Origin of the sequence: Cupriavidus alkaliphilus, assembly GCF_900094595.1 — a bacterium.
GTDB classification, from domain to species: domain Bacteria; phylum Pseudomonadota; class Gammaproteobacteria; order Burkholderiales; family Burkholderiaceae; genus Cupriavidus; species Cupriavidus alkaliphilus.
In genome coordinates this window covers 619,051-645,452 of sequence record NZ_FMAD01000002.1, presented here as the reverse complement: position 1 = coordinate 645,452, position 26,402 = coordinate 619,051, and the positions used below count along the sequence as shown (strand labels likewise).

Genomic DNA, 26,402 nt, shown 5'->3' with positions numbered 1-26,402 from the left:
GGAGACGTCAGCCACGCACGGCAGGCAGGTGACCCACCTTCGACATGGCGCCTCAGTCATGCTTGCCGGGTGAATTTGCTGTGAACAAAACGGATGTCCGAAAGTCTCATTCGCACTTCCAAACAACCCGAGTCGCGTTCATGACCAAGCGTTTGTTGTCCGCCATGCGTCAGTACGCATGGTTTGCAGGGGTGAAGCACCATGTCGTGCAGGGCGTCGAAGCCCTGGCCGAGCTGCTCAAGTCCCCGTCCGCCGCGGCGCGCGCCGTCGCGGCCATCGTTGCCGAAACCGAGCAGGGCGTACAGGTCTGGGTCTCGTACTTCGGCAAGCCGCTGGACCCGCACACCAACTATGTGCTGTGGCCGAACCGGGCGCTGCGTCCTGCGCGACGGCGCATCCAGCCCTCCCCTATCGAACTGTTGCAAAGCCAGCGGCGGCGCGACAAATAGCCGCCCCCCGCATCCTGGTCAAGGCAGCGCCGCGCGCCCTGGTGGGCGCCGGCAGCGCTCAGGCGTCGGCCCAGCGCCGCAGCAGGTTGTGATAGACGCCGGTCAGGCCGATCACCGATTCGTGCGCCTGGCCAAGTTCCTGCGCCACCTGGCGGATACGCCCGTCGAGTTCGAACAGCATCGCGCGCTGACCGTCGTCGCGGACCATGCTCTGGATCCAGAAGAACGACGACACCCGCGCCCCGCGCGTGACCGGCGTCACGTGGTGAATGCTGGTGGCCGGGTACAGCACCATGTGCCCGGCCGGCAGTTTCACGCGCTGCTGCCCGTAGGTGTCCTCGACCACCAGCTCGCCGCCGTCGTAGTCTTCCGGTTCGGTCAGGAACAGCGTCGCCGACAGGTCGCTGCGGATGCGAAAGCTGGTGCCGCGCAGATAGCGGATCGCGTTGTCGACATGGTTGGCAAAGGTATGCCCGCCCTCATAGCGATTGAACAGCGGCGGATAGACCTTCAGTGGCAGTGCCGCCGAGAAGAACAATGCATGGTTGCCCAATGCGTCCTGGATCAGGTCGCCGACCTGCCGCGCCGCCGGCGAACCCTCGGGCAGCTGCAGGTTGCGCTTGGCCAGCGCTGACTGGTAGCCCGAGGTTTCGTTGCCGTTGGCCCAGGGCGCCGCGTCGATGATCTCGCGCACTTGCGCGACCTGGGCTTTGGTCAATACGTCGGGGATCTGCAGCATCATGGTGGCTTCTACGTCGGGATAAATCGGCAAGCGCCCATTTTATGGGAACCCCGCACAGGGCCCGAACAAGAATCATTATTGTTTGATCCCGCGCAGGCGGTGCCTTCACTACAATGGTTGGTGTATGCCGCCATCGACAAGGAGAAGACATGTCCGAACCGCTACACGACGAAGCGCTGGTCAATCTCTACCTGGAACGCATCTCGGCCCTTTCGGTCAGCGCCTTCGATGGCGCCGACGTCAGCGGCGAACTCGATGCGGTGATGCGCGAAGCCGTGACCAAGTGCCAGGCCGCCGGCGGGCCGCAGGCACAGGGAACGCTGACGGTACTCGCCGCGCGCTTGCGCGATCGCGCCGATGCCGCCGAACGCGAAGACCAGCCGCTGGTGCGCGATACCTTCAGGCTTGCGGCGGAACGCGTGCCGGCATGACGTTGATGCGCTGCGATTCCATGCGTGCAGTGGCCGCATTGGCATCGATGTCAAAACACTAAGGGAAGCTGGCCGGACGGCCTGGGGAACAACGCTTGAGGGATCGTGGCGGTTGCCGCGGCTGGCTGATGCCAGGTGTTGGTTGCGGGGGCAGGACTTGAACCTGCGACCTTCGGGTTATGAGCCCGACGAGCTGCCAACTGCTCCACCCCGCGTCTGAAGGAGATGGATTATGGGTGATCCGACGGCGCATGGCAAGCACTATTTGCGTCGGCGCATCAAATCATTCGCCACCGGGGCAAGCCGATACATCACAACATGATATAAACCGCTGCGCGTGCAATGACGTGCCACACTTATTCGGCAGGTCCCAGCAGGCGATCGACCAGCGCATAGCCGGCACCGAACGCAGCCACCTCGGCCGCATGGCGCGTGGCGAACTGCTGTGGCCCGCTGGCGAGCAGTTCGGTATCGCCGGCATCGGCCGGATCGGCACCTTCCTGCGACACGCGCACCTCGTAACCCCAACGACCGATGCTGCCCTGCCCCTGCGGCGACACCAGGACGTAGACGTCCATACCGCGATATGCCTCGACGCGCCAGTCAGCGTTGCCCATGCGAGCGACTCCCGGATCCGTGATGGTTCTTCGAGACTAGGAGGCGACACGCGCGACCGCAAGGCATAACGCGCGCGCGGCAAGACGGCGCACACACCTGAACGGCAAAACCTGAACGGCAAAACCTGAACGGCAAAACCTGAACGGCAAAGAAAAAGGGCTTCCGTTTCCGGAAGCCCTCTTCTTTCTGCATAGGTGGCGCGGCTGGCAGGATTCGAACCCACGACCCCTTGGTTCGTAGCCAAGTACTCTATCCAACTGAGCTACAGCCGCACGCGAGAAAAAGATTATAACCCAGTTTTTGTTTTTGTGAAGCCCCCTTCCAACTTTTTTGTGATCTTTATCGGGGCGGGTCGAGGCAGGCCCGCCGTGGCGCGGCCTGCCAGCGGGCTTTTCCTATAATGGCAGACTGAAGAAGTGATCCGGACCATGAACAAGGCATTTGTCAAAGAGTCCTCGGGCGACGAGGACGACGATCTTCCCGAAGGCGCAGCGCCGCTGCCACCCGGCACCAAGAACTACATCACTGCGCAAGGCTATGCGCGCCTGCGTAATGAGTTGATGCACCTGATCGATGTCGAGCGGCCCGACGTGGTGCAGATCGTCTCGTGGGCGGCGTCCAACGGCGACCGCTCCGAGAACGGCGACTATCTCTATGGCAAGAAGCGCCTGCGCGAGATCGACCGCCGCATCCGCTTCCTGACGCGCCGCCTGGACAAGGCCGAAGTGGTCGACCCGTCCCTGCAGGGCGACAACGACCAGATCTTCTTTGGCGCCACCGTCACCTACGCGCACGCGTCGGGCGAAGAGACCACCATCACCATCGTCGGCATGGACGAGGTCGACCTCGACCACAACCACGTCAGCTGGATCTCGCCAATCGCCAAGGCGCTGCTCAAGGCGCGCGAAGGCGACACCGTGGCGTTGCGCACGCCGGCCGGCGTCGAGCAGATCGATATCCTGGAAGTCCGCTACCCGGCGCGCGGGCAGTAAGCCGGCGCCGGCGCCTCAATTATCGTTGCGGTCGCGGAAGATGCGGATGACGTCGGGGTTGCGGCGCAGCCCGCGCATCACGTTGGCCAGGTGCAGGCGGTTCTGCACCTGGATGATGAACTGCATGTAGGTGGCTTCCTGCTGGCCGGCGTCCTGCTGCTCCATCGCCACGTGGGCAACGTTGGCGTCGGCCGCGGTCAGGTCCGCCGCCACGCGCGCGACGATGCCCTTGACGTTGCGCACCATCACCTTGATCGACACATCGAAGGCGCGCGTGGTCTTCTTGGCCCACATCACGTCGATCCAGTGCTCGGGATCCTTGCTGTGCAGGCGCTTGGCGATCTTGCAGTCCTGCACGTGGATCTGCAGCCCTTCGCCCTTGCCCAGGTAGCCGACGATCGAATCGCCGGGGATCGGGCGGCAGCATGCCGAGAAGATCATCGACATGCCCTCGTCGCCGGTGATCGGCACCGCGGGCGCTTCCTCGCCGGCAAAGGTCTGCACCGCCGCCAGCAGCGCGCTGTCGACGTCGCCGGACAGCTCCTGCAGCAGGATCTCCATGCGCTTGGCCACCACCGCCGGCACGCGCCGGCCCAGCGCCAGGTCGGCGAAGATGTCTTCGCGCTGCTTGTTGCCGGTCCACTGGATCATGCGGTCCCACACCGACTGCGGCACCGCCTTCAGTTCGATGCCGAGCTGGCGCGCCGACTGCTCCAGCAGGCGCTCGCCGAGCTGGATCGCCTCGTCCAGCTTGGTGGTCTTCAGGTAGTGGCGGATCGCCGCGCGCGCCTTGCCGGTGCGCACGAACGACAGCCAGGCGGGGTTGGGCTTGGAGTAAGGGGCGGTCACCACCTCGACGATGTCGCCGCTCTTGAGCTCGGTGCGCAGCGGCAGCATCTCGTTGTTGATCTTGACCGCGACGCACTGGTTGCCCAGGTCGCTGTGCACCGCGTAGGCAAAGTCCAGCGCGGTGGCGCCGCGCGGCAGCGCGCGGATATGGCCCTTGGGCGTGAACACGTAGACCGCGTCGGGGAACAGGTCGATCTTGACGTGCTCGAGGAATTCCTGCGAATCGCCGGTCTGGCTCTGGATATCGAGCAATGACTGCAGCCACTGGTGCGCCTGCTGCTGGATATCGTTGGCGTGGTCGGCCTGGTGCTTGTACATCCAGTGCGCGGCCACGCCAGCCTCGGCGATCTGGTGCATGTCGCGCGTGCGGATCTGGAACTCCACCGGCGTGCCGAACGGACCGACCAGCGTGGTGTGCAGCGACTGGTAGCCGTTGATCTTGGGGATCGCGATGTAGTCCTTGAACTTGCCGGGCATCGGCTTGTACAGGCCATGCAGCGCGCCCATCGCCATGTAGCAGTGCATCTGCGTTTCCACCACCACGCGGAAACCGTACACGTCCAGCACCTGCGAAAACGACAGCTGCTTGTCGTGCATCTTGCGATAGATGCTGTACAGCGTTTTCTCGCGGCCGGACAGTTCGGCCACGATGCCGGCATCGGCGAGTCCCTTCTGCGCGGCCTCGAGAATGCGCTTGACCACCTCGCGCCGGTTGCCGCGCGCGGCCTTGACGGCTTTTTCGAGCGTGGCGTAGCGGAACGGCGAGCCGACCTTGAACGACAGTTCCTGCAGCTCGCGGTAGATCGTGTTGAGACCGAGACGGTGCGCGATCGGCGCATAGATCTCCATGGTCTCGAGCGCGATGCGGCGGCGCTTCTCCGGCGGCACGAAGTCGAGCGTGCGCATGTTGTGCGTACGGTCGGCCAGCTTCACCAGGATCACGCGCACGTCGCGCGCCATCGCCAGCAGCATCTTGCGAAAACTCTCCGCCTGCGCCTGCTCGCGGCTCTGGAATTCGAGCTTGTCCAGCTTGGTCAGGCCATCGACCAGTTCGGCGACCTTGGGGCCGAATTTCTCGGCCAGCTCGCTCTTGGTGATGCCCTGGTCTTCCATCACGTCGTGCAGCAGCGCCGCCATGATGGACTGCACGTCCAGCTTCCAGTCCGCACACAGCTCGGCCACCGCCACCGGATGGGTGATGTAGGGCTCGCCGCTCTGGCGGTACTGGCCCAGGTGGGCCTCGTCGGAAAACTGGAAGGCCTCGCGTACGCGCGCCAGGTCGGGCGCCTTCAGGTACGCGAGCTTCTCCATCAGCCGGGTGATGGAGATGACTTGCTGGCGCGGCGGCACCGCCGGCTGCGAGGTCGGGCCGAAGAAGTGCCGGTATGACTGCGCCAGCACTGCATCGATAAACAGGCTGTCGGCTGCCGGCGGCGCCACTTGCTGCGCCGCGGCCAGTTCATCCTGCACCGCCGCGCCGCGCGCCTTGCCCGGTGCCAGCGCGGGCGCGACGGCGCGCTCGCCGACGACATCGTCGCCGAGCGGATCGGGAAGATTGGGAGCGCCGGTGCGCGCGTTCACGGAAGACTGGCCCGGAATGGTGCGCTTACGCGCCGCGGGCGGGGCTGCATCGCCAGGCGCCGGCACGACGGCGGTCGGCGACGGCTGGGATGGAGGCTTGGAGGGCGGATGCGGCGATGGCATGGCGGCGGCCCGGGGAATCCGGCTGGAGAGCCTGGAACAGTGCTGGCACGATGCAGGGATGAGCCATGGGCCGCCTGGTCGATCAGGTCGGGACCTTTTTCAGCATCTCGATGCCGACCTGGCCCGACGCGATCTCGCGCAGTGCCACCACGGTCGGCTTGTCCTTGGCTTCGACCTTGGGCGTGTGGCCCTGCACCAGCTGGCGCGCACGGTACGTGGCCGCCAGGGCGAGCTCGAAGCGATTCGGGATGTGTTTCAGACAATCTTCGACGGTAATACGCGCCATATCAAATCCACCTTGGGACAAAACCTGTTGGGTTGCTATTTTACAGCACGCGGCGGAAAACGCCGGCGGCGCCTGCGCTCGCGTGCCTCGGCTCAGTGGATGCCGAGCTCGATGAACAGCTCCGCGTGCCGTGCCTTTTGCGACGAAAAGCGCAGACGGGTAGCCCGAACAACGTTGCGCAGCTCTTCCAGCGCATCGTCGAAGACCTCGTTGATGATGACGTAGTCCGACTCCGACGCATGCGACATCTCGCTGCCCGCCGCCAGCAGGCGGCGCACGATCACGTTGGGCTCGTCCTGGCCGCGCTTCTTCAGGCGCTCTTCCAGCGCGGTCAGCGACGGCGGCAGGATGAAGATCTCCACCGCGTTGGAAAAGCGCTGGTGCACCTGCTGCGCGCCCTGCCAGTCGATCTCCAGCAGCACGTCGTTGCCTTGCGCCATCTGCTGCTCGATCCACACGCGCGAGGTCGCGTAGTAGTTGCCGTGCACCTCGGCCCATTCCAGGAAGTCGCCGCGGTCGCGCGCGGCGCGGAAGGCATCGACGGTGACGAAGTGGTACTCGCGCCCGTCTTCTTCGCCCGGGCGTGGCGCGCGCGTGGTGTGCGAGATCGACAGGCGGATGGCCGGGTCTTGCGCCAGCAGCGCGTTGACCAGCGTCGACTTGCCCGCGCCCGACGGTGCAACGACCATGAAGAGGTTGCCGGGATAGACGGTGTCGATGGCCTTGTGGGGGGCCGTGCGGGTGGCCGATGGAGAGGTTTGGCTCATGATGATTCTGTGACTGTCTTACTCTAGATTCTGGACCTGCTCGCGCATCTGCTCGATCAGCAGCTTGAGCTCCATCGAGGCATCGGCCAGCTCCTTGGCGGCGGCCTTGGAGCCCAGCGTGTTGGCCTCGCGGTTGAGCTCCTGCATCATGAAGTCCAGGCGCTTGCCCACCTGGCCGCCCTTCTTCAGGATATGGCGCGTTTCGTTCAGGTGCGCCTGCAGCCGCGACAATTCTTCGGCGATATCGATGCGGATGCCGTAAACGGTGGCTTCCTGGCGGATGCGCTCGGCGATCTCGTCGCGGCTCATCGACGGCATGCCGTTGGGCGCGGCCAGGTTGAAGGCTTCCTGCAGGCGCTCGGTCAGCTTTTCCTGGTGATGCGCGATCAGCTGCGGGATGGTCGGGGTCAGGCGTTCGACGATCGCCAGCATGGCGTCGATGCGCTCCGTCAGCGTGGCCTTGAGCGCGTCGCCCTCGCGCCGGCGCGCTTCCAGCAACTGGGCCAGCGCCTCGCGCGCGGCGCCGAGCACGGCCTCGCGCAGCGCCTCCTGCGACAGCTCCGGCTCGACCAGCACACCGGGCCAGCGCAGGATCTCGCCCATGCGCAGGGTGCCGGCGCTGCTGAAGGTGGCAGCCACGGTGGTTTCGAGTGCGCGGATCTGCGCCAGCAGCCCGTCGTTCAGCGCCAGCGTGGCGCCGCCCGCATCGGTGCGCTGCAGGTTGATGCGGCATTCCAGCTTGCCGCGCGACAGCTCGGCCATCAGCATCTCGCGCAACGCCGGCTCGAAGGCGCGGCACTCCTCGGGGGCCCGGAACAACAGGTCGAGGAAACGCGAATTGACAGTGCGGAATTCCACCGAAACGGACGCGGTGCGCCCGCTGGGCTCGCCCTGCGCGTTGGTCAATGGCGCCTGGCGCGTCGCCAGGCCGTAGCCTGTCATGCTGTGGATCATTGGTTGTTCTCGTGAATGGCGCCGCGCCGACCCGAAGCGGCCGCGGCCTGCCGGCGGACACCCGCCCGGCAGCCGCGCGGCACAGCCTGTGGGGGCGCCCTCAAAACGTTGAAAGGCGGGCAATAACGCCCGTATTTGTGTTCTTTACAAGTGACCGATTAGCCCGGACAATCCGGAGGCAAATCCGCGGGGGCAACTCCGGTCCTATTCCCATGACAGAGCCAAAGGGCACGCCACAACCGAAGAGTGCACCGCTGCCCGTCGGCACGCTGCTGTCCAACTATCGTATTGTAAAGAAGTTGGCCAGCGGGGGGTTCAGTTTCGTCTACCTGGCCACCGACGAAACCGGCGCGCCGGTCGCCATCAAGGAGTACCTGCCGTCGTCGCTGGCGCGGCGCAACCCCGGCGAACTGATCCCCGTGGTGCCCGAGGAAAACGCCGCGGCGTTCCGGCTGGGCCTGAAGTACTTCTTCGAAGAGGGCCGCTCGCTGGCCCGCATTTCCCATCCCAGCGTGGTGCGCGTGGTGAACTTCTTCCGCGAGAACGCCACCGTCTACATGGTGATGAACTACGAGCTGGGCAAGACGCTGCAGGAGCATGTGCTGGCGGCCCGGCAGCAGGGGCGCGCCAAGGTGCTGCGCGAGCATTTCATCCGCAAGGTCTTCCACGACCTGATGAGCGGGCTGCGCGAAGTGCATATCCACAAGCTGCTGCACCTGGACATCAAGCCCGGCAACATCTACCTGCGCGAGGACGAGTCGCCGATCCTGCTGGATTTCGGCGCCGCGCGGCAGACCCTGACCATGGAGGCGGCGCGCTTCCAGCCGATGTACACGCCCGGCTTTGCCGCGCCGGAACTGTACGGCAAGCACACTGACCTGGGCCCGTGGACCGACATCTACAGCCTGGGCGCGACGCTCTACGCATGCATGGCTGGACTGCCGCCGCAGGAAGCCAACCAGCGCGAGAAGGACGACCGCATGGGCGAGGCGCTGATGCGGCTGCGCAGCAGCTACACCAACGGCCTGGTCGACCTGGTCGAGTGGTGCCTGCGGCTGGAGCCCTCGGGCCGCCCGCAGAGCGTATTCCGGCTGCAGAAGGAATTGCGCGAGCAGACCAACGCGCTGGGCGAGCAGGCGCTGGCGCCCACGACCCAGGCGCCGGCACCCGCCCCCATGCCGCCGGAAAAAGCGCCCGCGACCTCGCGCTTTCTGACACTGCTGCGCCGGCGTGACGAGCCGGCACCGGGCGCAGGCGTCGACTGAATCACAAACCCGGCCGCAGCGCCTCCGCGCGCGCTGCCGGGCCATCGAACCCCAAGAAAGCCAACCAGCCAACATGCGATTCTCTGTCTACCAGGAAAGCAGGAAAGGCGGCCGCCGCATCAACCAGGACCGCATGGGCTATTGCTTCACGCGCGACGCGCTGCTGATGGTGCTGGCCGACGGCCTGGGCGGCCACGCCCACGGCGAGGTCGCCGCGCAGCAGGCGCTGCAGACGCTGGCGCGCCAGTTCCAGCTGCAGGCGCGGCCCGCGGTGCGCAACCCGGCCGAGTTCCTGCAGGACACCATCATGCTGGCGCACCGCGAGATCCACCGCTACGCCGAAGCCAACCAGATGGCCGACGTGCCGCGCACCACGGTGGTCTGCTGCCTGGTGCAGCACGGCCAGATCCACTGGGCCCACGCCGGCGATTCGCGCTATTACCTGCTGCGCAAGGGGCGGCTGCTGACGCGCACGCGCGACCACTCCAAGATCGAAAACCTGCTGCAGCAGGAGCGCGTGCTGCCGATGGAGGTGGCCAACCACCCCGAGCGCAACAAGCTCTACAACTGCCTGGGCTCACCCAACCTGCCGCTGATCGACCTGGGCGGGCCGGTGCGGCTGGAACCGGGCGACGTCGCCCTGCTCTGCTCCGACGGCCTGTGGGGCCCGCTGGACGAGCCGGTGCTGGTGGACAAGTTGTCGCGCTTGTCGGTGGTGCAGGCGGTGCCGGCGCTGATCGACCAGGCGCTGCAGCAGGCCGGCGAAGGTGCCGACAACACCACCGGCATCGCCATGATGTGGGAGCTGGACAACAACACCGCCGGCCAGGATGCGGTGATGACCGACACCCTGCCGCTCAATGCCTTCACCACCTCGATCCTCGAACGCAACGGCACCGAGAGCGACCTGCTGTCCGAGGAGGAAATCGAGCGCTCCATCGCCGAGATCCGCGCCGCCATCGACAAGACCAGCAACCTGATGCGGTGATGGCACCCGCAAGCGCCGGCCGGGGCGGCGCGCCAGCGCGCACCGGCCGGCAGCGGTAGAATCGCGGTCTCTTCCCTTCTACCCCTTGCGGACAAACCATCTCATGCGACCCAGCGGCCGCGCAGCCGATGCGCTGCGTTCCATCAGCCTTACCCGCCACTACACCCGCCACGCCGAAGGCTCGGTCCTGTGCGCCTTTGGGGATACCAAGGTGCTGTGCACCGCCAGCGTGCTGGCCAAGGTGCCGCCGCACAAGAAGGGCAGCGGCGAAGGCTGGGTCACGGCCGAATACGGCATGCTGCCGCGCGCCACGCATACGCGTTCCGACCGCGAGGCCGCGCGTGGCAAGCAGACCGGCCGCACCCAGGAAATCCAGCGCCTGATCGGCCGCGCCATGCGCTCGGTGTTCGACCTGGCGGCGCTTGGCGAATACACCCTCCACCTCGACTGCGACGTGCTGCAGGCCGACGGCGGCACCCGCACCGCGGCCATCACCGGCGCCTTTGTCGCCGCCCATGACGCGGTCACGACCATGCTGCGCGACGGCCTGATCGCCGCCAGCCCGATCCGCGACCATGTCGCCGCGGTCTCGGTCGGCATGGTCGACGGCGTGCCGGTGCTGGACCTCGACTACGCCGAGGACAGCAACTGCGACACCGACATGAACGTGGTCATGACCGGCAGCGGCGGCTTTGTCGAGGTGCAGGGCACCGCCGAAGGCGCGCCCTTCAGCCGCGCCGACCTCGATGCCATGACGCGCCTGGCCGAAGCCGGCATCGCCCGGCTGGTGCAGCTCCAGCGCGAAGCGCTGGGCTTGGCCTGAGCCACGGAGCCCGCGATGCAACGCCTGGTACTGGCCTCCAACAATCCCGGCAAGCTGCGCGAATTCGGCGCGCTGCTGGCCCCGCTCGGCTTTGACGTGGTGACCCAGGGCGAGCTCGGCATCCCCGAGGCCGAAGAGCCCTTCGCCACCTTCGTCGAGAACGCGCTGACCAAGGCCCGCCATGCCAGCCGGCTTGCCGGCCTGCCGGCGCTGGCCGACGACTCCGGCATCTGCGTGCAGGCGCTGGGCGGCGCGCCCGGGGTCTATTCCGCGCGCTATGCGCAGATGGCGGGGCAGGCCAAGTCGGATACGGCCAACAACGCCTACCTGGTCTCGCAGCTGGCCGGCAAGCTGAACCGGCACGCGTACTACTACTGCGTGCTGGTGTTCGTGCGCCACGCCGATGACCCGTGCCCGATCATCGCCGAAGGGGTGTGGCATGGCGAGGTCGTCGACGCGCCGCGCGGCGCAGGCGGCTTCGGCTACGACCCGCACTTCCTGCTGCCGGCGCTGGGCAAGACCGCGGCCGAGCTGCCGCCGGAAGAGAAGAACCGCGTCAGCCACCGAGCCCAGGCGCTGCGCGCCCTGGTGGCCCGGCTGCAGGCCGAGGCCGCGGAGCCTGCCACCCGATGATTCCGATCGTACCGGCCGCCGCGTCCGTGCCCGTGGACAGCAAGCAGCTGTGGCTCAAGCCCGGGCAGATCAGCCTGCCCGGTTCGCCGCCGCTGTCGCTGTACGTGCATGTCCCGTGGTGCGTGCGCAAGTGTCCGTATTGCGATTTCAACTCGCACGCCGCGCCCGGCGCAGACAACCACGAGATCCCGGAAGACCTCTACCTGGACGCGCTGCGCGCCGACCTGGAGCAGTCGTTGCCGCTGGTATGGGGCCGCCCGGTGCATACCGTCTTCATCGGCGGCGGCACCCCCAGCCTGCTGTCGGCGGCGGGCATGGACCGGCTGCTGTCGGATATCCGCGCCCTGCTGCCGCTCGACGCCGACGCCGAGATCACGATGGAGGCCAATCCCGGCACCTTTGAAGCCGACAAGTTCGCCAGCTACCGCGCCAGCGGCATCAACCGGCTGTCGATCGGCATCCAGAGCTTCAATGACCGGCACCTGCAGGCACTGGGCCGCATCCACGGCGGCGCCGAAGCGCGCCGCGCCATCGACATCGCCCAGGCCAGCTTCGACAACATCAACCTGGACCTGATGTACGCCCTGCCCGGCCAGACCCTGCAGGAATGCCAGGCGGACGTCGAAGCCGCACTGGCGTACGGCACCACGCACCTGTCGCTGTACCACCTGACGCTGGAGCCGAACACGCTGTTCGCGAAGTTTCCGCCGGCGTTGCCCGACGACGACATGGCATACGAGATGCAGGACTGGATCGAAGCGCGCACGGCCGCGGCGGGCTATCGGCACTACGAGACCTCGGCCTATGCGAAGCCGCATCGCGAGGCGCGCCACAACCTCAACTACTGGCGCTTCGGCGACTACCTTGGCATCGGCGCCGGCGCGCACGGCAAGCTGTCGTTCCCGCAGCGCGTGCTGCGCCAGATGCGGCACAAGCATCCGGCAACCTACATGGCGCAGGCCATGGCCGGCAACGCGGTGCAGGAAGCGCGCGACGTCGGCGCCGACGAACTGCCGTTCGAGTTCATGCTCAATGCGCTGCGCCTGACCGACGGCGTGCCGGCCTCGAGCTTCCACGACTACACCGGGCTGCCGCTGCACACCATCAGCAAGCAGCTGGCCGAAGCCGAGAAAAAAGGCCTGCTGGAAGCCGACCTGACCACGATCCGCCCCACCGAGCTGGGCCGCCGCTTCCTCAACGACCTGCAGGAGATGTTCCTGAAGGACTGAACGGCCCGCACGCCGGCAGCGTTAAAAAAAAGCCACGCTAGCGCGTGGCCTTTCACTTCTGGCAAACGTCAGGCTGGCAGGTCAGTACGGCGTGGCCATGTCATTGGCCACGCGCGCGCGCATGCCCACTTGCAGGCTGCCCAGGTTCGACTGCGTCACCGTGGCGAGGCGTCCGTCATCGAGCCGCACGTTCACGCGATAGACCGTCTGCGTATTGCTGCCAGCGCGCTTCTCGATCTGGTTGCCGGCCACGGCGCCGACCACGGCACCGCCGATGGTCGCCGCGGTCTGGCCGCGCCCGCCACCGATCTGGTGGCCCAGCAGGCCGCCCGCGGCGCCGCCGATCACGGTGCCGAGCAGGCCCGAGCTGCCTTGCGTGGTGGTGATCGGCTCGATCGATTCCACGCGGCCGTAGTAGACCGCGCCGGCCGGTGCCTGCGAGGTGTGGGGGGTCTGGTAGCCCGGGGGCGGCGCGTTGTAGCCCGTGTTGTAGCCCTGGTCGTAGCCGCTGCCGTACGGCGCCGCACAACCGGCCAGCGCAGCCGCCGCGGCCACCGGAACGATCAGCCATGTCTTGCTAGGGATTCGCATTTTGAGTTCTCCTCTGTTGCCAGGCGAAAGCCGGGGATGCGGCACACACCGCAGTGCCCGGTACGACAATATGAGCGATGGCGCGATATGAAGGTTCCGCCATGTCAGACAGAGCCCGACAGCGCAGCAGAAGATGTGGCAGGAAATTTACGCCTGCGCCCGTGCCCGCGGCGCAAGTCCCCATCGGGGCGCGCGGGCCTTGTATAATGCGCGGCCAGACCGTTGCGTCTGCATGCGGCAATGCGCCGGAGGCCCCGCCCTTTCGCGCTACAATGCCCGCACTTTTCCGGAAGCGTGGCCGAGTGGTTTAAGGCAGCAGTCTTGAAAACTGCCGATGGGGTGACCCATCCGTGAGTTCGAATCTCACCGCTTCCGCCAGACAAGAAAACGGCCCGCACCAGCCACTGGCGCGGGCCGTTTTTCATTCGGCGTCGTCGATCCCCCGTTTCAGCAAACGGTAGGCCTCGGCCTCGGAAATCCCTAGCCGGTACTTGGTGGCCAGCACGCGCGCCAGCCCGCGGGCGGCGCCCGGAGGGCTGTGCCGCAGCTGCTCGCGGTAGGCCTCGACCTCATAGCGCAGGCGCCAGCGCCGGCTGGCCAGGTAGAGCACGCCCATCAGGCCCCAGCTGCGCCAGAACTGGCGCACGTGGACCTTCTCGTGCTCGATCAGCGCCTGGGTTGCGCCGGGGCGCAGCAGGATCAGCGGGCCGGGCGTGAAGCCGTCAAACCCGCGCGGGATCAGCCAGCGGGTTTCGATGACCAGGCACAGGGGCGAGCGGCAGTAGCGGAGCATGCCTTTAGCATAGCGCGCCGGCCCCGCTCGTGGCGTACGGAGTCGGTTGCCCGATCAGGCGGCCGCGCGCAGCGGCGCGGCGGGTGCGTCCGGGGTCGCCGGCGCGCCGGCCTGGCCGCGCGAGCGGCCCGAGCTCAGGTAGCCGGCGATCGATTCCTGCGTGACCTCGCCCAGGTAAGCGCCGTCGGCGCCCATCACCGGCAGCCAGCTGGTGTTGTGCTGGTACATGCGCGACAGCACGATGCGCAGGTGCTCGTCGAACGCCGCGGTGGCGGCGAACGGGCGCATCACGTCGCTGCATGTGCCCTGGCCCGAACGCGCGTCGCGGCGCGTGACGTAGCCCAGCGCCACCTGCGCGTCGTCCACCACCGGCAGGTGGCGCACGTCGGCGTCGTCCATCACGCCCAGCGCCTCGGCCAGCGGCATGCCGGGGCGGCAGCTCGGCGGCATGGTGGCGGCATCGCCGGCGCGCACCAGCAACAGGCGCTTGAGCGTGTTGTCGTGGCCGACGAAGGCCTGCACGAACTCATCGGCCGGGTGCGCCAGCAGCGCGTCGGGGTGGTCGAACTGCACCAGCTTGCCGCGGCGGAACACCGCGACCTTGTCGGCCAGCTTGATCGCTTCGTCGATATCGTGCGAGACCATGATCACGGTCTTGCCGAGCTGGCGCTGCATCTGCAGGAATTCGTTCTGGATGCTCTCGCGGTTGATCGGGTCGACCGCGCCGAAGGGCTCGTCCATCAGCAGCAGCGGCGCGTCGGCCGCCAGCGCGCGGATCACGCCGATGCGCTGCTGCTGGCCGCCGGACAGCTCGCGCGGATAGCGCGACAGCAGCCGGCTGGGGTCCAGCTGCACCATCGCCATCAGCTCGCGCGCGCGTTCGCGGCACTGCTTTTTGTCCCAGCCCAGCAGGCGCGGCACCACCATGATGTTCTCTTCGATGGTCATGTTGGGGAACAGGCCGATCTGCTGGATCACGTAGCCGATCTTGCGGCGCAGGGTCACGCCGTCGAGGCCGCGCGTGTCCTCGCCCTCGATGCGCACCGTGCCCGAGGTCGGCTCGATCAGCCGGTTGATCATCTTCAGCGTGGTGGTCTTGCCGCAGCCCGAGGGGCCCAGGAAGACGCAGATCTCGCCGCGTGGCACCGTCAGCGACACGGCGTCGACGGCGCGCGTCTCGGTGCCGTCTTTCTGCGGGAAAGACTTGGTGAGTTGGTCGAGTTCGATCATAGCCGGATTCCTTTCGGCGTCAGCGCCCGCTGCAACCACTGCAGGAAAGCGTCCGCCACGATGGCGAGCAGGCTGACCAGGACCGCGCCCACGGCCAGCTTGCTCATGTTGCTCTGGCTGATCGCCTGCAGGATCAGCACCCCAAGGCCACCCGCGCCGATGATGGCGGCAATGGTGGCAACCCCGATATTCATCACCACGGCGGTGCGCACGCCGCCCAGGATCACCGGCACCGCCAGCGGCAGGTCCACCAGCCGCATCCGTTGCCAGGTGGTCATGCCGATGCCGCGGCCGGCCTCCTGGATGCCGGGGTCGACATTGGCCAGTGCGGTATAGGTGTTGCGCATGATCGGCAGCAGCGAGTACAGGAACACCGCCGTCACCGCCGGCACGTAGCCGAGCGCATGGCCGAAGCGCGCGAAGATCGGGATCATCAGCCCGAACAGCGCGATCGACGGCAGCGTCAGCACGATCGTCGCCAGCGCCAGCAGCGGCGTCGCCAGCGCGCGGAAGCGCGTGATCAGGATGCCCAGCGGCACCCCGATCAGGATCGCCAGCCCTACCGCCGAGCCCACCAGCGCGAGGTGCTCGCCGGTCAGCTTCAGCAGCGTGGGCCAGCTGTGTTGCAGGTATGCGAACAAGTCCATGCGGCCCTCCTCAGATCAGTCCGTGGCCGCGCAGGAAGTCCTCCGCCACCTTGTCCACCGGCTGCTGGCCGATGTCCACCTTGTAGTTCATGTCGGTCATGCTCTGGTTGTCGAGCTTGGCCGCGAGCGCGTTGAGCAGGCCCGCCAGTTCCGGATGCCGGTCGAGCACGGGCTTGCGCACCACCGGCGCCGCGTTGTACGGCGGGAAGAAGTGCTGGTCGTCCTCGAGCAGCACCAGGTCGAAGCCCTTGACGCGGCCGTCGGTGGCGTACACCAGCCCCAGTTCCACCTGGTTGTTCTTCAGCGCGGTGTAGACCAGGCCCGGATCGAGCTGGATCACGTCGCGGCGCGAGAACGGCAGCTGGTACAGCGCCTTGAGCGGCTCCAGCCCGTCCGGGCGCGCGGCGAATTCCATGTCGACGGCGAACGGATGGCTGGCGTCGGCGCCGGCCTTGCGCATCTGCTCGGCAAAGGCCGACAGCGTGGTCGCGCCGCTGGCGGCCGCGCGCTCCTTCGGCATCGCCAGCGCATAGGTGTTGTTGATGCCCGAGGCATCCAGCCACACCAGTCCGCGCGCGCCGTCCATCTGCTTGACGCGCGCATAGCTTGCCTGGGCGTCCAGCTTCTCCTCGACCTTGTTGAACACGATCAGCGCGGTGCCGGTGTAGTCCCACACCACGTCGAGCTGGTCGTTCTCCATGGCCTGGCGCATCAGCGTGCTGCCCAGGCCGGCGGTCAGCTCGGCATCGAAGCCCTTGGCACGCAGGTACCGGGTGGTCATCGACGACAGCAGCAGCTGTTCGGTGAAGTTCTTGCCGCCCACGCGGATGGCGGCACCCGCGGCGCGAGCCTCGGGCGCGGTGGCCAGCGCCAGGCCGGCGGCGAAAGCGGTGACCGCAGCCACCAACAGCACGACCCGGCGCGCACGGCGGCGGATGTATTGCATCTGCTTTTCCATTTCGGTGTCCCCCAGTTCAGCGCGCCAGGCCGCGGCGGCGCAGGTACAGCTGGCCGGCGGCGGCAAACAGTGCATCGAGCGCCAGCGCCAGCAGCGCGGTGGCGGCGGCGCCCAGCAGCAGCAGCGGCTGGTTGTTCAGGTAGATGCCCGGGAAGATCAGCTCGCCCAGGCTGTTGGCGCCGATCAGGAATGACAGCGGCACCGTGCCCACGTTGATCACCAGCGCGATGCGGATGCCGGCCAGCATCACCGGCAGCGCGTTGGGCAGCTCCACCCGCACCAGGCGCTGGGCCGGGGTCATGCCGATGCCGCGCGCCGCTTCGAGCAGCGTGGGCGAGACATTGCGCAGACCCTCGTAGGTGTTGCGCACGATAGGCAGCAGCGAGGCCAGCCACAGCGCCAGGATGGCGGGCCGCTCGCCGATGCCGAGCACGGCCAGCGCCAGGGCCAGCACCGCCAGCGACGGCACGGTGTTGCCGACGTTGAAGACCTGCATCAGCCGGTCGGCCCAGCGCCGCATGCACGGGCGGCTCAGCGCGACGCCCGCCGGGATGCCGGTGGCCAGCGCCAGCGCCATCGACAGCACCACCAGCCGCAAGTGGTCGGCGACGTCGTAGAGCAGGCGCTCCTGGTACTGGCGAATCACATCGACGCCGATCCACGCCACCAGTGCGGCCAGCGCGGCAAGCGTCAGTCCTGCCCAGGCCAGCGCCCGTGCCGGTTGCTTTGACATACTCTCCCCTTCTCCGGGCCAAAAAAAGCGCGCAGCACGCCACTTTCCGGCGACGGAAAACAATATGGGCTGGTGCGTGCGGAGGTAGGGCGCCACCAGTCCCGGTTCAGATTGCATTGCCGCCATGACCGGCACGATTGCCGGCGGACGGTCTGTGGATTCGTCCGCCGTGGGCGGGGAATCTCGATTGACGGGATGCCGTGTTGGCGGCGGTCCCTGAAGCGGCGCAACCGGCGGTGCAAGCACATCGCGAGCGGTTGGCCAGTGGCAGCGCAAGTATTGAAGTTTTCCGACGCGCCGCCGGTCCATCGGCCGTTGACTGGCAAGGGCTGGCGGGACTTTCCCCACCCTGCTTCTCGCATCAACGGATGACAAAGAGAGCGCTATTATAGCGATCTTCATCGATCTTGTCATCTTTGGCCTTCGCGGAGGCGATCTGGCAGCGATTTCCGGCCTTTATCCGGCTCTTGCGTGAGGCCCCGGACGCGGCACATGCGGCGCCGCGATCGTTCCGAAAACGGCTTAGCGAGTGGCGGGATTTGATGCACTAACAGAACAATCTGTTGCCCGTGCGCCCTCTACTCTTTCCCCGCCAAACCACTAAATTGACGAGGTAGCTGAAACGCCGGACCGGCCGGCCATCGCCGCGCCGGACCGCCCCACAGGAGCAAGACATGGATACCCGTAGCATCGCCACCGTTCCGGCCACCGCCGCGGAAAGCGTGCAGCGCTCGCGCACCGTCGACCGCGTGGTGCGCGGCATCGCCACCGCGGATGGCGCCGGCGTCAAGCTGACGCGCGTGCTGACGCAGAACCTCCAGCGCCGGCTGGACCCGTTCCTGATGCTCGATGCCTTCGGCACCGACAGCAAGGACGACTACATCGGCGGCTTCCCCGATCACCCGCACCGCGGCTTCGAGACCATCACCTACATGCTGGCCGGGCGCATGCGTCATCGCGACAGCGCCGGCAACGAGGGACTGCTGCAGAACGGCGGCGCGCAGTGGATGGTGGCGGGCGCGGGCGTGGTCCACTCGGAAATGCCCGAGCAGGAAGACGGTCGCATGGAAGGCTTCCAGCTGTGGCTGAACCTGCCGGCCGCCGACAAGATGACGGCGCCTTGGTACCGCGACCTGCCCGCCGCCGAGATTCCGACGGTGGCGCTGGAGCATGGCGCCACGGTGCGCGTGCTGGCCGGTGCCAGCCATGGCGTGGCGGGCGCGATCACGCGTCCGGTGACCGAGCCGGTCTACCTGGACGTTGAGCTGCCGGCCGGCCAGGACTTCGCGCAGGCGCTGCCGGCCGGGCACAACGCCTTTATTTACGTGTACCGGGGCGAAGTCTCGGTCGGCGCGGGCGATGACCGCGCCGTGGTCGAGGCGCAGCGCATGGGCGTGCTGGACAACGCCGGCCAGGCGGACGGTGTCATCGTCAGGGCCGAGGCCGACGCGCGCTTCCTGCTGATCGCCGGCCGCCCGCTGAACGAGCCGATCGCGCAATACGGCCCGTTCGTGATGAACACGCAGGAGCAGATCTACCAGACCCTGGCGGATTTCCGGGATGGGAGGTTCGCGACTGCTACGGGCGCGTAATCCGCGTACGGTTTGCTTGCAGCGTCACAAGACCGCCGCCTCCGGCAAGGAGGCGGCGGTTTTTTTCGTGCTGCCGCCGGCATGCGACTTGCAACCACCCCGCAACCGTTGCACAGACTGGACACCGGCCCGATTCGGGCCTTCCGGACCCCGCGCACTTATATAATTCGTCACCAATATCCGGCATCACGAACCCATGATGAATGCTGCAATGCGTCGCGGCGATGCTGCGCCACGCACTGCCGCGCTTTGCCGCATCCCCGTTGCTGCCACAACAACAACCCGAGCCGCCTCAGTGACATCACAACTCCCTCCCCGGCTGGCGCTGGCCCATATCAGCAAGCGTTACCCGGGCGTCGTCGCCAACGACGACGTCAGCCTCAGCGTTGCACCCGGCGAGATCCATGCCGTGCTGGGTGAAAACGGCGCCGGCAAGTCCACCCTGATGAAGATCATTTTCGGCGCCGTCCGTCCGGATGCCGGCGAGATGCACTTCAACGGGGCGCCGGTCAGTATCGGCAGCCCGCACGACGCCCGCAACCTGGGCATCGCCATGGTGTTCCAGCATTTCTCGCTGTTCGACACGCTGACCGTGACGGAGAACATCGCGTTGGGCCTGCCGGCCGCGCAGCAGGGCAACATGAAGCAGCTGGCCGAGCGCATCCGCGCCACCGCCGAACGCTACGGCCTGCCGCTGGAACCGAACCGCCATGTGCACACGCTGTCGGTTGGCGAGCGCCAGCGCGTCGAGATCGTGCGCGCGCTGCTGGCCAGCCCGCAACTGCTGATCCTGGACGAGCCCACCTCGGTGCTGACGCCGCAGGCGGTGGAAACGCTGTTCGTCACGCTGCGCCAGCTGGCCGCCGAAGGCACCAGCATCCTCTACATCAGCCACAAGCTCGACGAGATCCGCGCGCTGTGCCATCACGCCACCGTGATGCGCATGGGCAAGGTCACTGGCGTGTGCGATCCGCGCCAGGAAACCGCGGCGTCGCTGTCGCGCCTGATGATCGGCGGCGAGCCGCCGCGCGAGCCGCGCGTGGCCGCGCAGCGCGGCCCGGTGCGGCTGAGCGTGCAGGGCCTGTCGCTGCCGCGCGCACACGCGTTCGGGACCGAGCTGAGCCAGGTTTCGCTCGATGTCCACGCGGGCGAGATCGTCGGCATCGCCGGAGTCTCGGGCAACGGCCAGCAGGAGTTGCTGGCCGCGCTGTCCGGCGAGGACACGCGCGCCGACGCCACCTCGGTGCAGCTGGCTGGCAAGCCGGCGGGCCGCCTCGATGCGCGCCAGCGCCGCCGCGCCGGACTGGCCTTCGTTCCGGAAGAGCGCCTGGGCCGCGGCGCGGTGCCGGGCATGAGCCTGGCCACCAATATCCTGTTGTCGCACCAGACCCCGCCCTATGTCCGGCAAGGCATGATCTCCCCCGGTGCCGCCAGCGGGCTGGCGTCGGCGGTGATCGGCCGCTTCCGCGTCAAGGCCAGCGGGCCGCAGGCGCTGGCGCGCAGCCTGTCGGGCGGCAACCTGCAGAAGTTCATTGTCGGCCGCGAAATCGAAAGCGGCCCGAAGGTGCTGATCGTGGCGCAACCCACCTGGGGTGTGGACGTCGGCGCCGCGGCGCAGATCCACAACGAGATCCTGGCGCTGAAGGCCACCGGCTGCGCCATCCTGGTGGTGTCGGAAGAGCTCGACGAGCTGTTCGCGATCTGCGACCGGCTGCACGTGATCGCCAAGGGCCGGCTGTCGCCATCGGTGGCGACCGAGACCGCCACGCGCGAGCAGGTCGGGCTGTGGATGAGCGGCTTGTGGGAAGGCGGCCCGGCCCAGGCCCATGCCGGCACGGAGGTGGCAAGCCATGGCTGATGTGCGTACCCTGATGCCCCGTTCCCCCCTCACGCTGGCGCCGCGCGGCATGCCCTCGCGCGCGATGGCCTACGCTTCGCCGGTGCTGGCGCTGGCGCTGACGCTGCTGTTCGGGGCACTGCTGTTCCTCGCGCTCGGCAAGGATCCCGTGGCCGCGCTCAAGGTGTTCCTGGCCGATCCGCTGCGCGACAAGCGCGCAATCGGCGAGGTGCTGCTCAAGACCGTGCCGCTGGTGCTGTGCGCGCTGGGCCTGTCGGTGTGCTACCGCGCCAACGTGTGGAATATCGGCGCCGACGGCCAGCTGATTGCCGGCGGCATCTGCGCCGGCGCGGCCGTACTGTATTTCGATGTGCCGGGACAAGCGATGAACGGCACCGTGGTGCTGGTGCTGGCGTCGCTGGCCGGCATCGCCGGCGGCATGGCGTGGGCGTCGCTCACCGCGCTGCTCAAGGACCGCTTCAACGCCAACGAGATCCTGGTCTCGCTGATGCTGACCTATATCGCGCAGCAGCTGCTGCTGTGGGTGGTCAACGGGCCGCTGAAGGATCCCAACGGCATGAACTTCCCGCAATCGAAGGTGTTCTCGTCCGAATACCTGCTGCCCAACCTGATGTCGGGCTCGCGGCTGCACGCCGGCTTTGTGGTGATGCTGGTGCTGGTGGCGGTGATGACGGTGTTCGTGTTCCGCAGCTTCGCCGGCTACCGGCTGCAGGTCGGCGGCACCGCGCCGGCGGCGGCGCGCTATGCGGGTTTCTCGGCGCGCAGCGCGCTGTGGAGCGCGTTGCTGATCTCCGGCGCCACCGCCGGCCTGGCGGGCGCGTTCGAAGTGGTCGGGCCGATCGGGCAACTGCTGCCGTCGATCTCGCCGGGCTATGGCTTCACCGCCATCATCGTCGCCTTTATCGGCCGGCTGCATCCGGTCGGCACCGTGTTCGGCGGCATCATGATGTCGCTGTTCTATATCGGCGGCGAGATGGCGCAGTCGCGGCTGGGCCTGCCTTCGGCCATCGGCTGGGTGTTCCAGGGCATGCTGCTGTTCTTCCTGCTGGCGTGCGACACGCTGATCGACAACCGCCTGCGCTGGCGCGCCACCACGGCCTGAGCGGAGCACACCAAGAACATGGAACAACTCGCCCCCCTCATCGCCACCGCCATCAACGCCGGCACGCCGCTGCTGCTGGCGGCGCTGGGCCTGCTGATCAACGAACGCTCGGGCGTGCTCAACCTGGGCGCCGAAGGCATGATGCTGGTCGCCGCCGTGGCCGGCTTCATGGTCGGCTACCAGACCCAGTCGCCGCTGCTCGGCTTTGCCGCCGGCGCCCTGGCCGGCATGCTGATGGCCACGCTGTTCTCGTGGCTGGCGCTGGTGCTGGCCACCAACCAGGTCGCCACCGGGCTGGCGCTGTCGATCTTCGGCACCGGCCTGTCGGCCTTCATGGGCCAGCGCTTCGTCGGCTACGCCATGCCGGCGCAGGCCAAGGCCGTGCCGGGACTGGCCGACCTGCCCTTCGTCGGTCCGGCGTTCTTCCAGCATCACTGGATGGTGTATTTCAGCCTGCTGCTGTGCTTCGCCATCATGTGGTTCCTGTTCCGCACGCGCGCCGGGCTGACGCTGCGCGCGATCGGCGAATCGCCCGAATCCGCGCACGCGCTGGGCTACCCTGTGCGCACCATCCGCTTCGGCGCGCTGCTGTTCGGCGGCGCCTGCTGCGGGCTGGCGGGCGCCTACCTGTCGCTGGTCTATACCCCGATGTGGGTCGAGAACCTGGTGGCGGGCCGCGGCTGGATCGCGCTGGCGCTGACCACCTTTGCCACCTGGCGCCCGGGCCGCGTGCTGGTGGGCGCGTGGCTGTTCGGCGCCGTGACCATCCTGCAGTTCTACCTGCAAGGCGTGGGCGTGTCGGTGCCGTCGCAGTTCCTGTCGATGCTGCCCTACGCCGCCACCATCGTGGTGCTGGCGCTGATCTCGCGCAATCCGGCGTGGATACGCCTGAACATGCCGGCGTCGCTGGGCAAGCCGTTCCGCCCCGGCAACGCCTGATCGCTTTTTCTGACGGAAATCCCCGAGCTACCCACAATTCACACAAGGAGAAATCATGATCGTCACGCGCAGGAAGACCCTGGCGGCGCTGGCCGCCACCGCAGTGCTGGCCCTGGCCGGCTGCGGCAAGAAAGAGGCCGACAAGCCCGCCGAACCCGCCGGTGCCGCTTCCGCGCCCGCCGCCGGGCAGGCGGCCGAGCCGCTCAAGGTCGCGTTCGTCTATATCGGCCCGGTCGGCGATGCCGGCTGGACCTTCGCGCATGACAACGGCCGCAAGGCGGTCGAAGAGAAGTTCGGCAACAAGGTCAAGACCACCTTCGTCGAGAACGTGCCCGAATCCGCCGCCGACGCCGAGCGCGTGTTCCGCGACCTGGCCAGCCAGGGCAACAAGCTGATCTTCGGCACCACCTTCGGCTACATGGAGTCGATGCTCAAGGTGGCGAAGGAATTCCCGGACGTGAAGTTCGAGCACGCCACCGGCTTCAAGACCGCCGACAACCTGGCCCAGTACGACGTGCGCACCTATGAGGGCGCCTACCTGGCAGGCGTGGTCGCCGGCAAGATGAGCAAGACCGGCAAGATGGGCGTGGTGGCGTCGGTGCCCATCCCCGAGGTGATCCGCAATATCGACTCGTTCACGCTGGGCGCGCGCAGCGTCAACCCGAACGCCACGGTCAAGGTGGTGTGGGTCAACAAGTGGTTCGATCCGGGCAAGGAACGCGAAGCCGCGACCACGCTGATCGGCCAGGGCGTCGACATGCTGATGCAGAACACCGACTCCGCCGCCGTGGTGCAGACCGCGCAGGAGAAAGGCGTGCATGCCTTCGGCTGGGACAGCGACATGACCAAGTTCGGTGACAAGGCCCACCTGGCCGCGTCGGTGATCTCGTGGGGCGTCTACTACAACAAGGTGGTGGAAGACGTGCTGAACAACCAGTGGAAGAACAGCACCACGTGGTGGGGCCTGAAGGAAGGCATGATCGACCTGAAGAGCTACAACGCCGACGTGCCGGCTGAGGTCAAGGCCCTGGTCGACGAACGCAAGAAGGGCATCATCGACGGCACCGCGCCGATCTGGAAGGGCCCGATCAAGGACAACACCGGCAAGGAACAGCTGGCCAAGGACCAGGTCGCGGACGACAAATTCCTGCACGGCGTGAAGTTCTATGTCGAGGGCGTGGAAGGGAAGATTCCGGGCTAAACCGCGCCATCGCCGCCCGAGCTTGTCCGGGCCCTCTGCTCCCTCTCCCCTTCATGGGGAGAGGAGAGCAAAACCGCAGCGGGGGCAGCCTCCAAGGCATCTCCGCGCACCCGCGGAACTTGAAGCCCGCCACACCGGCCCAACCTCTCTGCGTATGCGCCAGTCTCAGGCGCCCGCCATGTGAAGGAGGCCTCTCATGTTGAAGCGTTTTTCGGCCCTGTGGACGCTGGTTCGCCGCGACGGCCGCCTGTTCTGGTACGCGCTGCGTCATCCGGACGCGCCGGCGTGGCTCAAGCCCGCCGCCATCGGCCTGCTGTTCTACGCGATCTCGCCGATCGACCTGGTGCCTGACGTGGTTGCGGGCCTGGGGCTGGTCGATGACGTGGTGCTGATCCCGCTCGCGGTGCACCTGATCCTCAAGCGCCTGCCGCCGCATATCCTGCGCCAGGCGCAGGCGCGCGCCACCGCTACCACGGTCCGGCCGCACTGAAGCCGCCAACAAAAAAATCCCCGGGACACTCGGTGCCCCGGGGATTTTTCATGCCCGCGCAAAACCGCTTTCAGTGCGGCAGCAGGATGGTCGAGCCGGTGGTCTTGCGCGCTTCCAGGTCGCGGTGCGCCTGCGCCACTTCGGACAGCGCGTAGCGCTGGCGGATATCGACCTTGACCTTGCCGGTGGTGACGGCGTCGAACAGGTCGGCCACCATCGGCTCGAGCAGTTCGCGGTGCACCACGTAGGTCATCAGCGTCGGCCGCGTCAGCCGCAGCGAGCCCTTGTTGCCCAGCACCGACAGGTCGAACGGGGGCACCGGACCCGAAGCGTTGCCGAAGCTGACCATGGTGCCGCGCGGCGCCAGGCAGTCGAGCGAGCCGCGGAAAGTATCCGCGCCGATCGAGTCATAGACCGCCGGCACGCCCTTGCCGTTGGTGATCTCCCTGACCCGCTCCACGAACGACTCGCGCGTATAGACGATGGTGTGGGCGCAGCCGTTGGCGCGCGCCAGTTCGGCCTTCTCGTCGCTGCCGACGGTGCCGATCACGGTCACGCCCAGCGCCTTCAGCCACTGGCACGCGATCAGCCCGACGCCGCCCGCGGCCGCGTGCAGCAGCACGGTGTCGCCCGGCTGCACCTTGTAGCTGTCGCGGATCAGGTACTGCGCCGTCAGCCCCTGCAGCATCATCGCTGCGGCGGTGTCGAACGGGATCGCATCGGGCAGCCGCACCACGATATCGGCCGGCATTACCCGCACCTGCGCATAGGCGCCGGTAGGACGGCCGGCGTAGGCCACGCGGTCGCCCACGGCAACGTGGCGCACGCCCTCGCCCACCGCCTCGACCACGCCGGCGCCTTCCATGCCCAGCCCGCCAGGCAGCGGCTGCTTGTACAGCCCGGTGCGGAAATAGACATCGATATAGTTCAGGCCCACCGCCTCGTGGCGCACGCGCACTTCGCCGGGGCCGGGTTCGCCCACCTGTACATCGACCCACTGCATGACTTCGGGACCGCCGGTCTGCTCGATCCGGATGGCTTTGCTCATCTGCGTCGCTCCTTGTTTTGGTGAGGCATCGATCGGGAATGCGGGGAATTTCAGCCGGCCTGCGCCGCGCCGTTCTCGCGCGCAAGCCCTGCCAGCAGCAACTCGGCGCTGGCCACGTTGGTCGCGCACGGCACGTTGTGCACGTCGCAGGCGCGCACCAGCGCGTTGATATCGGGTTCGTGCGGCTGCGGCGTCATCGGGTCGCGCAGGAACACCACCGCGCTGACGCGCCCTTCGGCCAGCTGCGCGCCGATCTGCAGGTCGCCGCCCCACGGGCCCGACAGCATGCGCATAACGTCGAGCCCGACTTCGTCGATCAGGCGCCCGCCGGTGGTACCGGTGGCAAGCAGTTCGCACTGCGACAGAAAGGCGCGATGGCGCGCGGCGAAGGCGACGATGTCGTCCTTCTTGTGGTCATGGGCGATCAGCGCTATACGGGGCACAGGGGGCCGGGTCATCAGGGCTTCCTTTCTTCCTCTTGCGGGGTACG

28 protein-coding genes and 3 tRNA genes are annotated in these 26,402 nt (G+C 67.4%); 15 read left to right on the top strand and 16 right to left on the bottom strand.

The window, feature by feature from the left end:
* The first annotated feature begins 140 nt into the window (after nt 1-140).
* A complete protein-coding gene (locus GA0116996_RS06495; RefSeq protein WP_092308320.1) occupies nt 141-449 on the top strand; it encodes a hypothetical protein in 309 nt (102 codons plus the stop codon).
* 58 nt (nt 450-507) lie between these two features.
* On the opposite strand, the gene GA0116996_RS06490 is transcribed toward GA0116996_RS06495, so the two are convergent.
* Entirely contained in the window at nt 508-1,191 is a 684-nt protein-coding gene (locus GA0116996_RS06490) for a Fe2+-dependent dioxygenase (protein WP_092308318.1), read from the bottom strand.
* A gap of 149 nt (nt 1,192-1,340) precedes the next feature.
* On the opposite strand from GA0116996_RS06490, the gene GA0116996_RS06485 reads away from it, so the two are divergent.
* Nucleotides 1,341-1,622, top strand: coding sequence for a hypothetical protein (locus GA0116996_RS06485; protein WP_092308316.1), 282 nt, complete (start codon nt 1,341-1,343; stop codon nt 1,620-1,622).
* A gap of 139 nt (nt 1,623-1,761) precedes the next feature.
* On the opposite strand, the gene GA0116996_RS06480 is transcribed toward GA0116996_RS06485, so the two are convergent.
* The 3 genes from GA0116996_RS06480 to GA0116996_RS06470 all read right to left on the bottom strand — a co-directional run bounded on the left by GA0116996_RS06480 (nt 1,762) and on the right by GA0116996_RS06470 (nt 2,512).
* Nucleotides 1,762-1,837 (bottom strand) — tRNA-Met (locus GA0116996_RS06480).
* A 141-nt stretch (nt 1,838-1,978) separates the two neighbouring features.
* The gene (locus tag GA0116996_RS06475) at nt 1,979-2,239 is read right to left on the bottom strand and encodes a hypothetical protein (protein ID WP_092308315.1); all 261 of its coding nucleotides are present in this window, start codon (nt 2,237-2,239) and stop codon (nt 1,979-1,981) included.
* A 196-nt stretch (nt 2,240-2,435) separates the two neighbouring features.
* Nucleotides 2,436-2,512 (bottom strand) — tRNA-Arg (locus tag GA0116996_RS06470).
* 156 nt (nt 2,513-2,668) lie between these two features.
* Between GA0116996_RS06470 and greB the strand changes: the two genes are divergently transcribed.
* Entirely contained in the window at nt 2,669-3,232 is a 564-nt protein-coding gene (gene greB / locus GA0116996_RS06465) for a transcription elongation factor GreB (protein WP_092308313.1), read from the top strand.
* Between the two features lie 15 nt (nt 3,233-3,247).
* On the opposite strand, the gene GA0116996_RS06460 is transcribed toward greB, so the two are convergent.
* The 4 genes from GA0116996_RS06460 to GA0116996_RS06445 all read right to left on the bottom strand — a co-directional run bounded on the left by GA0116996_RS06460 (nt 3,248) and on the right by GA0116996_RS06445 (nt 7,792).
* Complete coding sequence (locus GA0116996_RS06460; RefSeq protein ID WP_092308311.1) at nt 3,248-5,662, bottom strand: RelA/SpoT family protein; 2,415 nt, start codon at nt 5,660-5,662, stop codon at nt 3,248-3,250.
* A 205-nt stretch (nt 5,663-5,867) separates the two neighbouring features.
* Nucleotides 5,868-6,071, bottom strand: coding sequence for a DNA-directed RNA polymerase subunit omega (rpoZ, locus tag GA0116996_RS06455; protein WP_006578656.1), 204 nt, complete (start codon nt 6,069-6,071; stop codon nt 5,868-5,870).
* A 92-nt stretch (nt 6,072-6,163) separates the two neighbouring features.
* The gene (gmk, locus tag GA0116996_RS06450) at nt 6,164-6,838 is read right to left on the bottom strand and encodes a guanylate kinase (RefSeq protein WP_092308310.1); all 675 of its coding nucleotides are present in this window, start codon (nt 6,836-6,838) and stop codon (nt 6,164-6,166) included.
* Nucleotides 6,839-6,856: 18 nt separating this feature from the next.
* Complete coding sequence (locus GA0116996_RS06445) at nt 6,857-7,792, bottom strand: YicC/YloC family endoribonuclease (RefSeq protein ID WP_092308308.1); 936 nt, start codon at nt 7,790-7,792, stop codon at nt 6,857-6,859.
* Between the two features lie 212 nt (nt 7,793-8,004).
* Here GA0116996_RS06445 and GA0116996_RS06440 point away from each other — a divergent pair, with 212 nt between their 5' ends.
* The 5 genes from GA0116996_RS06440 to hemW all read left to right on the top strand — a co-directional run bounded on the left by GA0116996_RS06440 (nt 8,005) and on the right by hemW (nt 12,730).
* Nucleotides 8,005-9,057: a serine/threonine protein kinase gene (locus GA0116996_RS06440; protein WP_092308307.1), complete on the top strand. Its 1,053-nt coding sequence runs from the start codon at nt 8,005-8,007 to the stop codon at nt 9,055-9,057.
* A gap of 73 nt (nt 9,058-9,130) precedes the next feature.
* A complete protein-coding gene (locus GA0116996_RS06435; RefSeq protein ID WP_092308305.1) occupies nt 9,131-10,045 on the top strand; it encodes a PP2C family protein-serine/threonine phosphatase in 915 nt (304 codons plus the stop codon).
* Nucleotides 10,046-10,148: 103 nt separating this feature from the next.
* A complete protein-coding gene (gene rph, locus GA0116996_RS06430; protein ID WP_092308303.1) occupies nt 10,149-10,868 on the top strand; it encodes a ribonuclease PH in 720 nt (239 codons plus the stop codon).
* Nucleotides 10,869-10,883: 15 nt separating this feature from the next.
* A complete protein-coding gene (gene rdgB / locus GA0116996_RS06425) occupies nt 10,884-11,501 on the top strand; it encodes an RdgB/HAM1 family non-canonical purine NTP pyrophosphatase (protein ID WP_092308301.1) in 618 nt (205 codons plus the stop codon).
* Nucleotides 11,498-12,730 (top strand): radical SAM family heme chaperone HemW, encoded by a 1,233-nt coding sequence (gene hemW / locus GA0116996_RS06420; RefSeq protein WP_092308299.1) that lies wholly within the window; start codon nt 11,498-11,500, stop codon nt 12,728-12,730. Before rdgB ends, hemW begins: the two co-directional genes overlap by 4 nt.
* An 81-nt stretch (nt 12,731-12,811) precedes the next feature.
* On the opposite strand, the gene GA0116996_RS06415 is transcribed toward hemW, so the two are convergent.
* The gene (locus tag GA0116996_RS06415; RefSeq protein WP_092308297.1) at nt 12,812-13,321 is read right to left on the bottom strand and encodes an outer membrane lipoprotein; all 510 of its coding nucleotides are present in this window, start codon (nt 13,319-13,321) and stop codon (nt 12,812-12,814) included.
* A gap of 288 nt (nt 13,322-13,609) precedes the next feature.
* Here GA0116996_RS06415 and GA0116996_RS06410 point away from each other — a divergent pair.
* Nucleotides 13,610-13,699, top strand: a tRNA-Ser gene (locus tag GA0116996_RS06410).
* Between the two features lie 43 nt (nt 13,700-13,742).
* Here GA0116996_RS06410 and GA0116996_RS06405 read toward each other — a convergent pair.
* Genes GA0116996_RS06405 through GA0116996_RS06385 form a run of 5 tightly spaced genes read right to left on the bottom strand, consistent with a single transcriptional unit; the run spans nt 13,743 to nt 17,682 of the window.
* The gene (locus tag GA0116996_RS06405) at nt 13,743-14,114 is read right to left on the bottom strand and encodes a hypothetical protein (RefSeq protein ID WP_092308295.1); all 372 of its coding nucleotides are present in this window, start codon (nt 14,112-14,114) and stop codon (nt 13,743-13,745) included.
* 54 nt (nt 14,115-14,168) lie between these two features.
* Nucleotides 14,169-15,344, bottom strand: a complete 1,176-nt coding sequence (locus tag GA0116996_RS06400; RefSeq protein WP_092308293.1) for an osmoprotectant ABC transporter ATP-binding protein OsmV — start codon at nt 15,342-15,344, stop codon at nt 14,169-14,171.
* Nucleotides 15,341-15,991, bottom strand: coding sequence for an ABC transporter permease (locus GA0116996_RS06395; RefSeq protein WP_012352190.1), 651 nt, complete (start codon nt 15,989-15,991; stop codon nt 15,341-15,343). The genes GA0116996_RS06400 and GA0116996_RS06395 overlap by 4 nt, the downstream gene beginning before the upstream one ends.
* A gap of 10 nt (nt 15,992-16,001) precedes the next feature.
* Entirely contained in the window at nt 16,002-16,937 is a 936-nt protein-coding gene (locus GA0116996_RS06390; RefSeq protein ID WP_092308422.1) for a glycine betaine ABC transporter substrate-binding protein, read from the bottom strand.
* 28 nt (nt 16,938-16,965) lie between these two features.
* Complete coding sequence (locus GA0116996_RS06385) at nt 16,966-17,682, bottom strand: ABC transporter permease (RefSeq protein ID WP_092308291.1); 717 nt, start codon at nt 17,680-17,682, stop codon at nt 16,966-16,968.
* A gap of 674 nt (nt 17,683-18,356) precedes the next feature.
* Here GA0116996_RS06385 and GA0116996_RS06380 point away from each other — a divergent pair.
* From GA0116996_RS06380 to GA0116996_RS06355, 6 genes are all read left to right on the top strand, one after another.
* Entirely contained in the window at nt 18,357-19,274 is a 918-nt protein-coding gene (locus GA0116996_RS06380) for a pirin family protein (RefSeq protein WP_092308289.1), read from the top strand.
* Between the two features lie 295 nt (nt 19,275-19,569).
* Nucleotides 19,570-21,132, top strand: coding sequence for an ABC transporter ATP-binding protein (locus GA0116996_RS06375; RefSeq protein ID WP_092308288.1), 1,563 nt, complete (start codon nt 19,570-19,572; stop codon nt 21,130-21,132).
* Nucleotides 21,125-22,234, top strand: coding sequence for an ABC transporter permease (locus GA0116996_RS06370; RefSeq protein WP_092308286.1), 1,110 nt, complete (start codon nt 21,125-21,127; stop codon nt 22,232-22,234). The genes GA0116996_RS06375 and GA0116996_RS06370 overlap by 8 nt, the downstream gene beginning before the upstream one ends.
* An 18-nt stretch (nt 22,235-22,252) precedes the next feature.
* The gene (locus tag GA0116996_RS06365) at nt 22,253-23,173 is read left to right on the top strand and encodes an ABC transporter permease (RefSeq protein WP_062797452.1); all 921 of its coding nucleotides are present in this window, start codon (nt 22,253-22,255) and stop codon (nt 23,171-23,173) included.
* Between the two features lie 55 nt (nt 23,174-23,228).
* On the top strand, nt 23,229-24,374 hold the full coding sequence (locus tag GA0116996_RS06360) for a BMP family ABC transporter substrate-binding protein (protein WP_092308284.1): 1,146 nt from the start codon (nt 23,229-23,231) through the stop codon (nt 24,372-24,374).
* A gap of 196 nt (nt 24,375-24,570) precedes the next feature.
* The gene (locus GA0116996_RS06355) at nt 24,571-24,864 is read left to right on the top strand and encodes a YkvA family protein (RefSeq protein WP_092308282.1); all 294 of its coding nucleotides are present in this window, start codon (nt 24,571-24,573) and stop codon (nt 24,862-24,864) included.
* Between the two features lie 70 nt (nt 24,865-24,934).
* Here the strand turns inward: GA0116996_RS06355 and GA0116996_RS06350 are convergent, their stop codons facing one another.
* Nucleotides 24,935-25,912, bottom strand: a complete 978-nt coding sequence (locus GA0116996_RS06350; protein ID WP_018007001.1) for a quinone oxidoreductase family protein — start codon at nt 25,910-25,912, stop codon at nt 24,935-24,937.
* A 50-nt stretch (nt 25,913-25,962) separates the two neighbouring features.
* The gene (locus GA0116996_RS06345) at nt 25,963-26,370 is read right to left on the bottom strand and encodes a methylglyoxal synthase (protein ID WP_092308280.1); all 408 of its coding nucleotides are present in this window, start codon (nt 26,368-26,370) and stop codon (nt 25,963-25,965) included.
* Between the last annotated feature and the right edge of the window lie 32 nt (nt 26,371-26,402).

What these genes read in the sequence shown, in the direction of transcription:
- GA0116996_RS06495 (WP_092308320.1), top strand. Translation starts at nt 141, where the DNA reads ATGACCAAGCGTTTGTTGTCCGCCATGCGTCAGTACGCATGGTTTGCA.
- GA0116996_RS06490 (WP_092308318.1), bottom strand. Translation starts at nt 1,191, where the DNA reads ATGATGCTGCAGATCCCCGACGTATTGACCAAAGCCCAGGTCGCGCAA.
- GA0116996_RS06485 (WP_092308316.1), top strand. Translation starts at nt 1,341, where the DNA reads ATGTCCGAACCGCTACACGACGAAGCGCTGGTCAATCTCTACCTGGAA.
- GA0116996_RS06475 (WP_092308315.1), bottom strand. Translation starts at nt 2,239, where the DNA reads ATGGGCAACGCTGACTGGCGCGTCGAGGCATATCGCGGTATGGACGTC.
- greB (WP_092308313.1), top strand. Translation starts at nt 2,669, where the DNA reads ATGAACAAGGCATTTGTCAAAGAGTCCTCGGGCGACGAGGACGACGAT.
- rpoZ (WP_006578656.1), bottom strand. Translation starts at nt 6,071, where the DNA reads ATGGCGCGTATTACCGTCGAAGATTGTCTGAAACACATCCCGAATCGC.
- gmk (WP_092308310.1), bottom strand. Translation starts at nt 6,838, where the DNA reads ATGAGCCAAACCTCTCCATCGGCCACCCGCACGGCCCCCCACAAGGCC.
- GA0116996_RS06445 (WP_092308308.1), bottom strand. Translation starts at nt 7,792, where the DNA reads ATGATCCACAGCATGACAGGCTACGGCCTGGCGACGCGCCAGGCGCCA.
- GA0116996_RS06440 (WP_092308307.1), top strand. Translation starts at nt 8,005, where the DNA reads ATGACAGAGCCAAAGGGCACGCCACAACCGAAGAGTGCACCGCTGCCC.
- GA0116996_RS06435 (WP_092308305.1), top strand. Translation starts at nt 9,131, where the DNA reads ATGCGATTCTCTGTCTACCAGGAAAGCAGGAAAGGCGGCCGCCGCATC.
- rph (WP_092308303.1), top strand. Translation starts at nt 10,149, where the DNA reads ATGCGACCCAGCGGCCGCGCAGCCGATGCGCTGCGTTCCATCAGCCTT.
- rdgB (WP_092308301.1), top strand. Translation starts at nt 10,884, where the DNA reads ATGCAACGCCTGGTACTGGCCTCCAACAATCCCGGCAAGCTGCGCGAA.
- hemW (WP_092308299.1), top strand. Translation starts at nt 11,498, where the DNA reads ATGATTCCGATCGTACCGGCCGCCGCGTCCGTGCCCGTGGACAGCAAG.
- GA0116996_RS06415 (WP_092308297.1), bottom strand. Translation starts at nt 13,321, where the DNA reads ATGCGAATCCCTAGCAAGACATGGCTGATCGTTCCGGTGGCCGCGGCG.
- GA0116996_RS06405 (WP_092308295.1), bottom strand. Translation starts at nt 14,114, where the DNA reads ATGCTCCGCTACTGCCGCTCGCCCCTGTGCCTGGTCATCGAAACCCGC.
- GA0116996_RS06400 (WP_092308293.1), bottom strand. Translation starts at nt 15,344, where the DNA reads ATGATCGAACTCGACCAACTCACCAAGTCTTTCCCGCAGAAAGACGGC.
- GA0116996_RS06395 (WP_012352190.1), bottom strand. Translation starts at nt 15,991, where the DNA reads ATGGACTTGTTCGCATACCTGCAACACAGCTGGCCCACGCTGCTGAAG.
- GA0116996_RS06390 (WP_092308422.1), bottom strand. Translation starts at nt 16,937, where the DNA reads ATGCAATACATCCGCCGCCGTGCGCGCCGGGTCGTGCTGTTGGTGGCT.
- GA0116996_RS06385 (WP_092308291.1), bottom strand. Translation starts at nt 17,682, where the DNA reads ATGTCAAAGCAACCGGCACGGGCGCTGGCCTGGGCAGGACTGACGCTT.
- GA0116996_RS06380 (WP_092308289.1), top strand. Translation starts at nt 18,357, where the DNA reads ATGGATACCCGTAGCATCGCCACCGTTCCGGCCACCGCCGCGGAAAGC.
- GA0116996_RS06370 (WP_092308286.1), top strand. Translation starts at nt 21,125, where the DNA reads ATGGCTGATGTGCGTACCCTGATGCCCCGTTCCCCCCTCACGCTGGCG.
- GA0116996_RS06365 (WP_062797452.1), top strand. Translation starts at nt 22,253, where the DNA reads ATGGAACAACTCGCCCCCCTCATCGCCACCGCCATCAACGCCGGCACG.
- GA0116996_RS06360 (WP_092308284.1), top strand. Translation starts at nt 23,229, where the DNA reads ATGATCGTCACGCGCAGGAAGACCCTGGCGGCGCTGGCCGCCACCGCA.
- GA0116996_RS06355 (WP_092308282.1), top strand. Translation starts at nt 24,571, where the DNA reads ATGTTGAAGCGTTTTTCGGCCCTGTGGACGCTGGTTCGCCGCGACGGC.
- GA0116996_RS06350 (WP_018007001.1), bottom strand. Translation starts at nt 25,912, where the DNA reads ATGAGCAAAGCCATCCGGATCGAGCAGACCGGCGGTCCCGAAGTCATG.
- GA0116996_RS06345 (WP_092308280.1), bottom strand. Translation starts at nt 26,370, where the DNA reads ATGACCCGGCCCCCTGTGCCCCGTATAGCGCTGATCGCCCATGACCAC.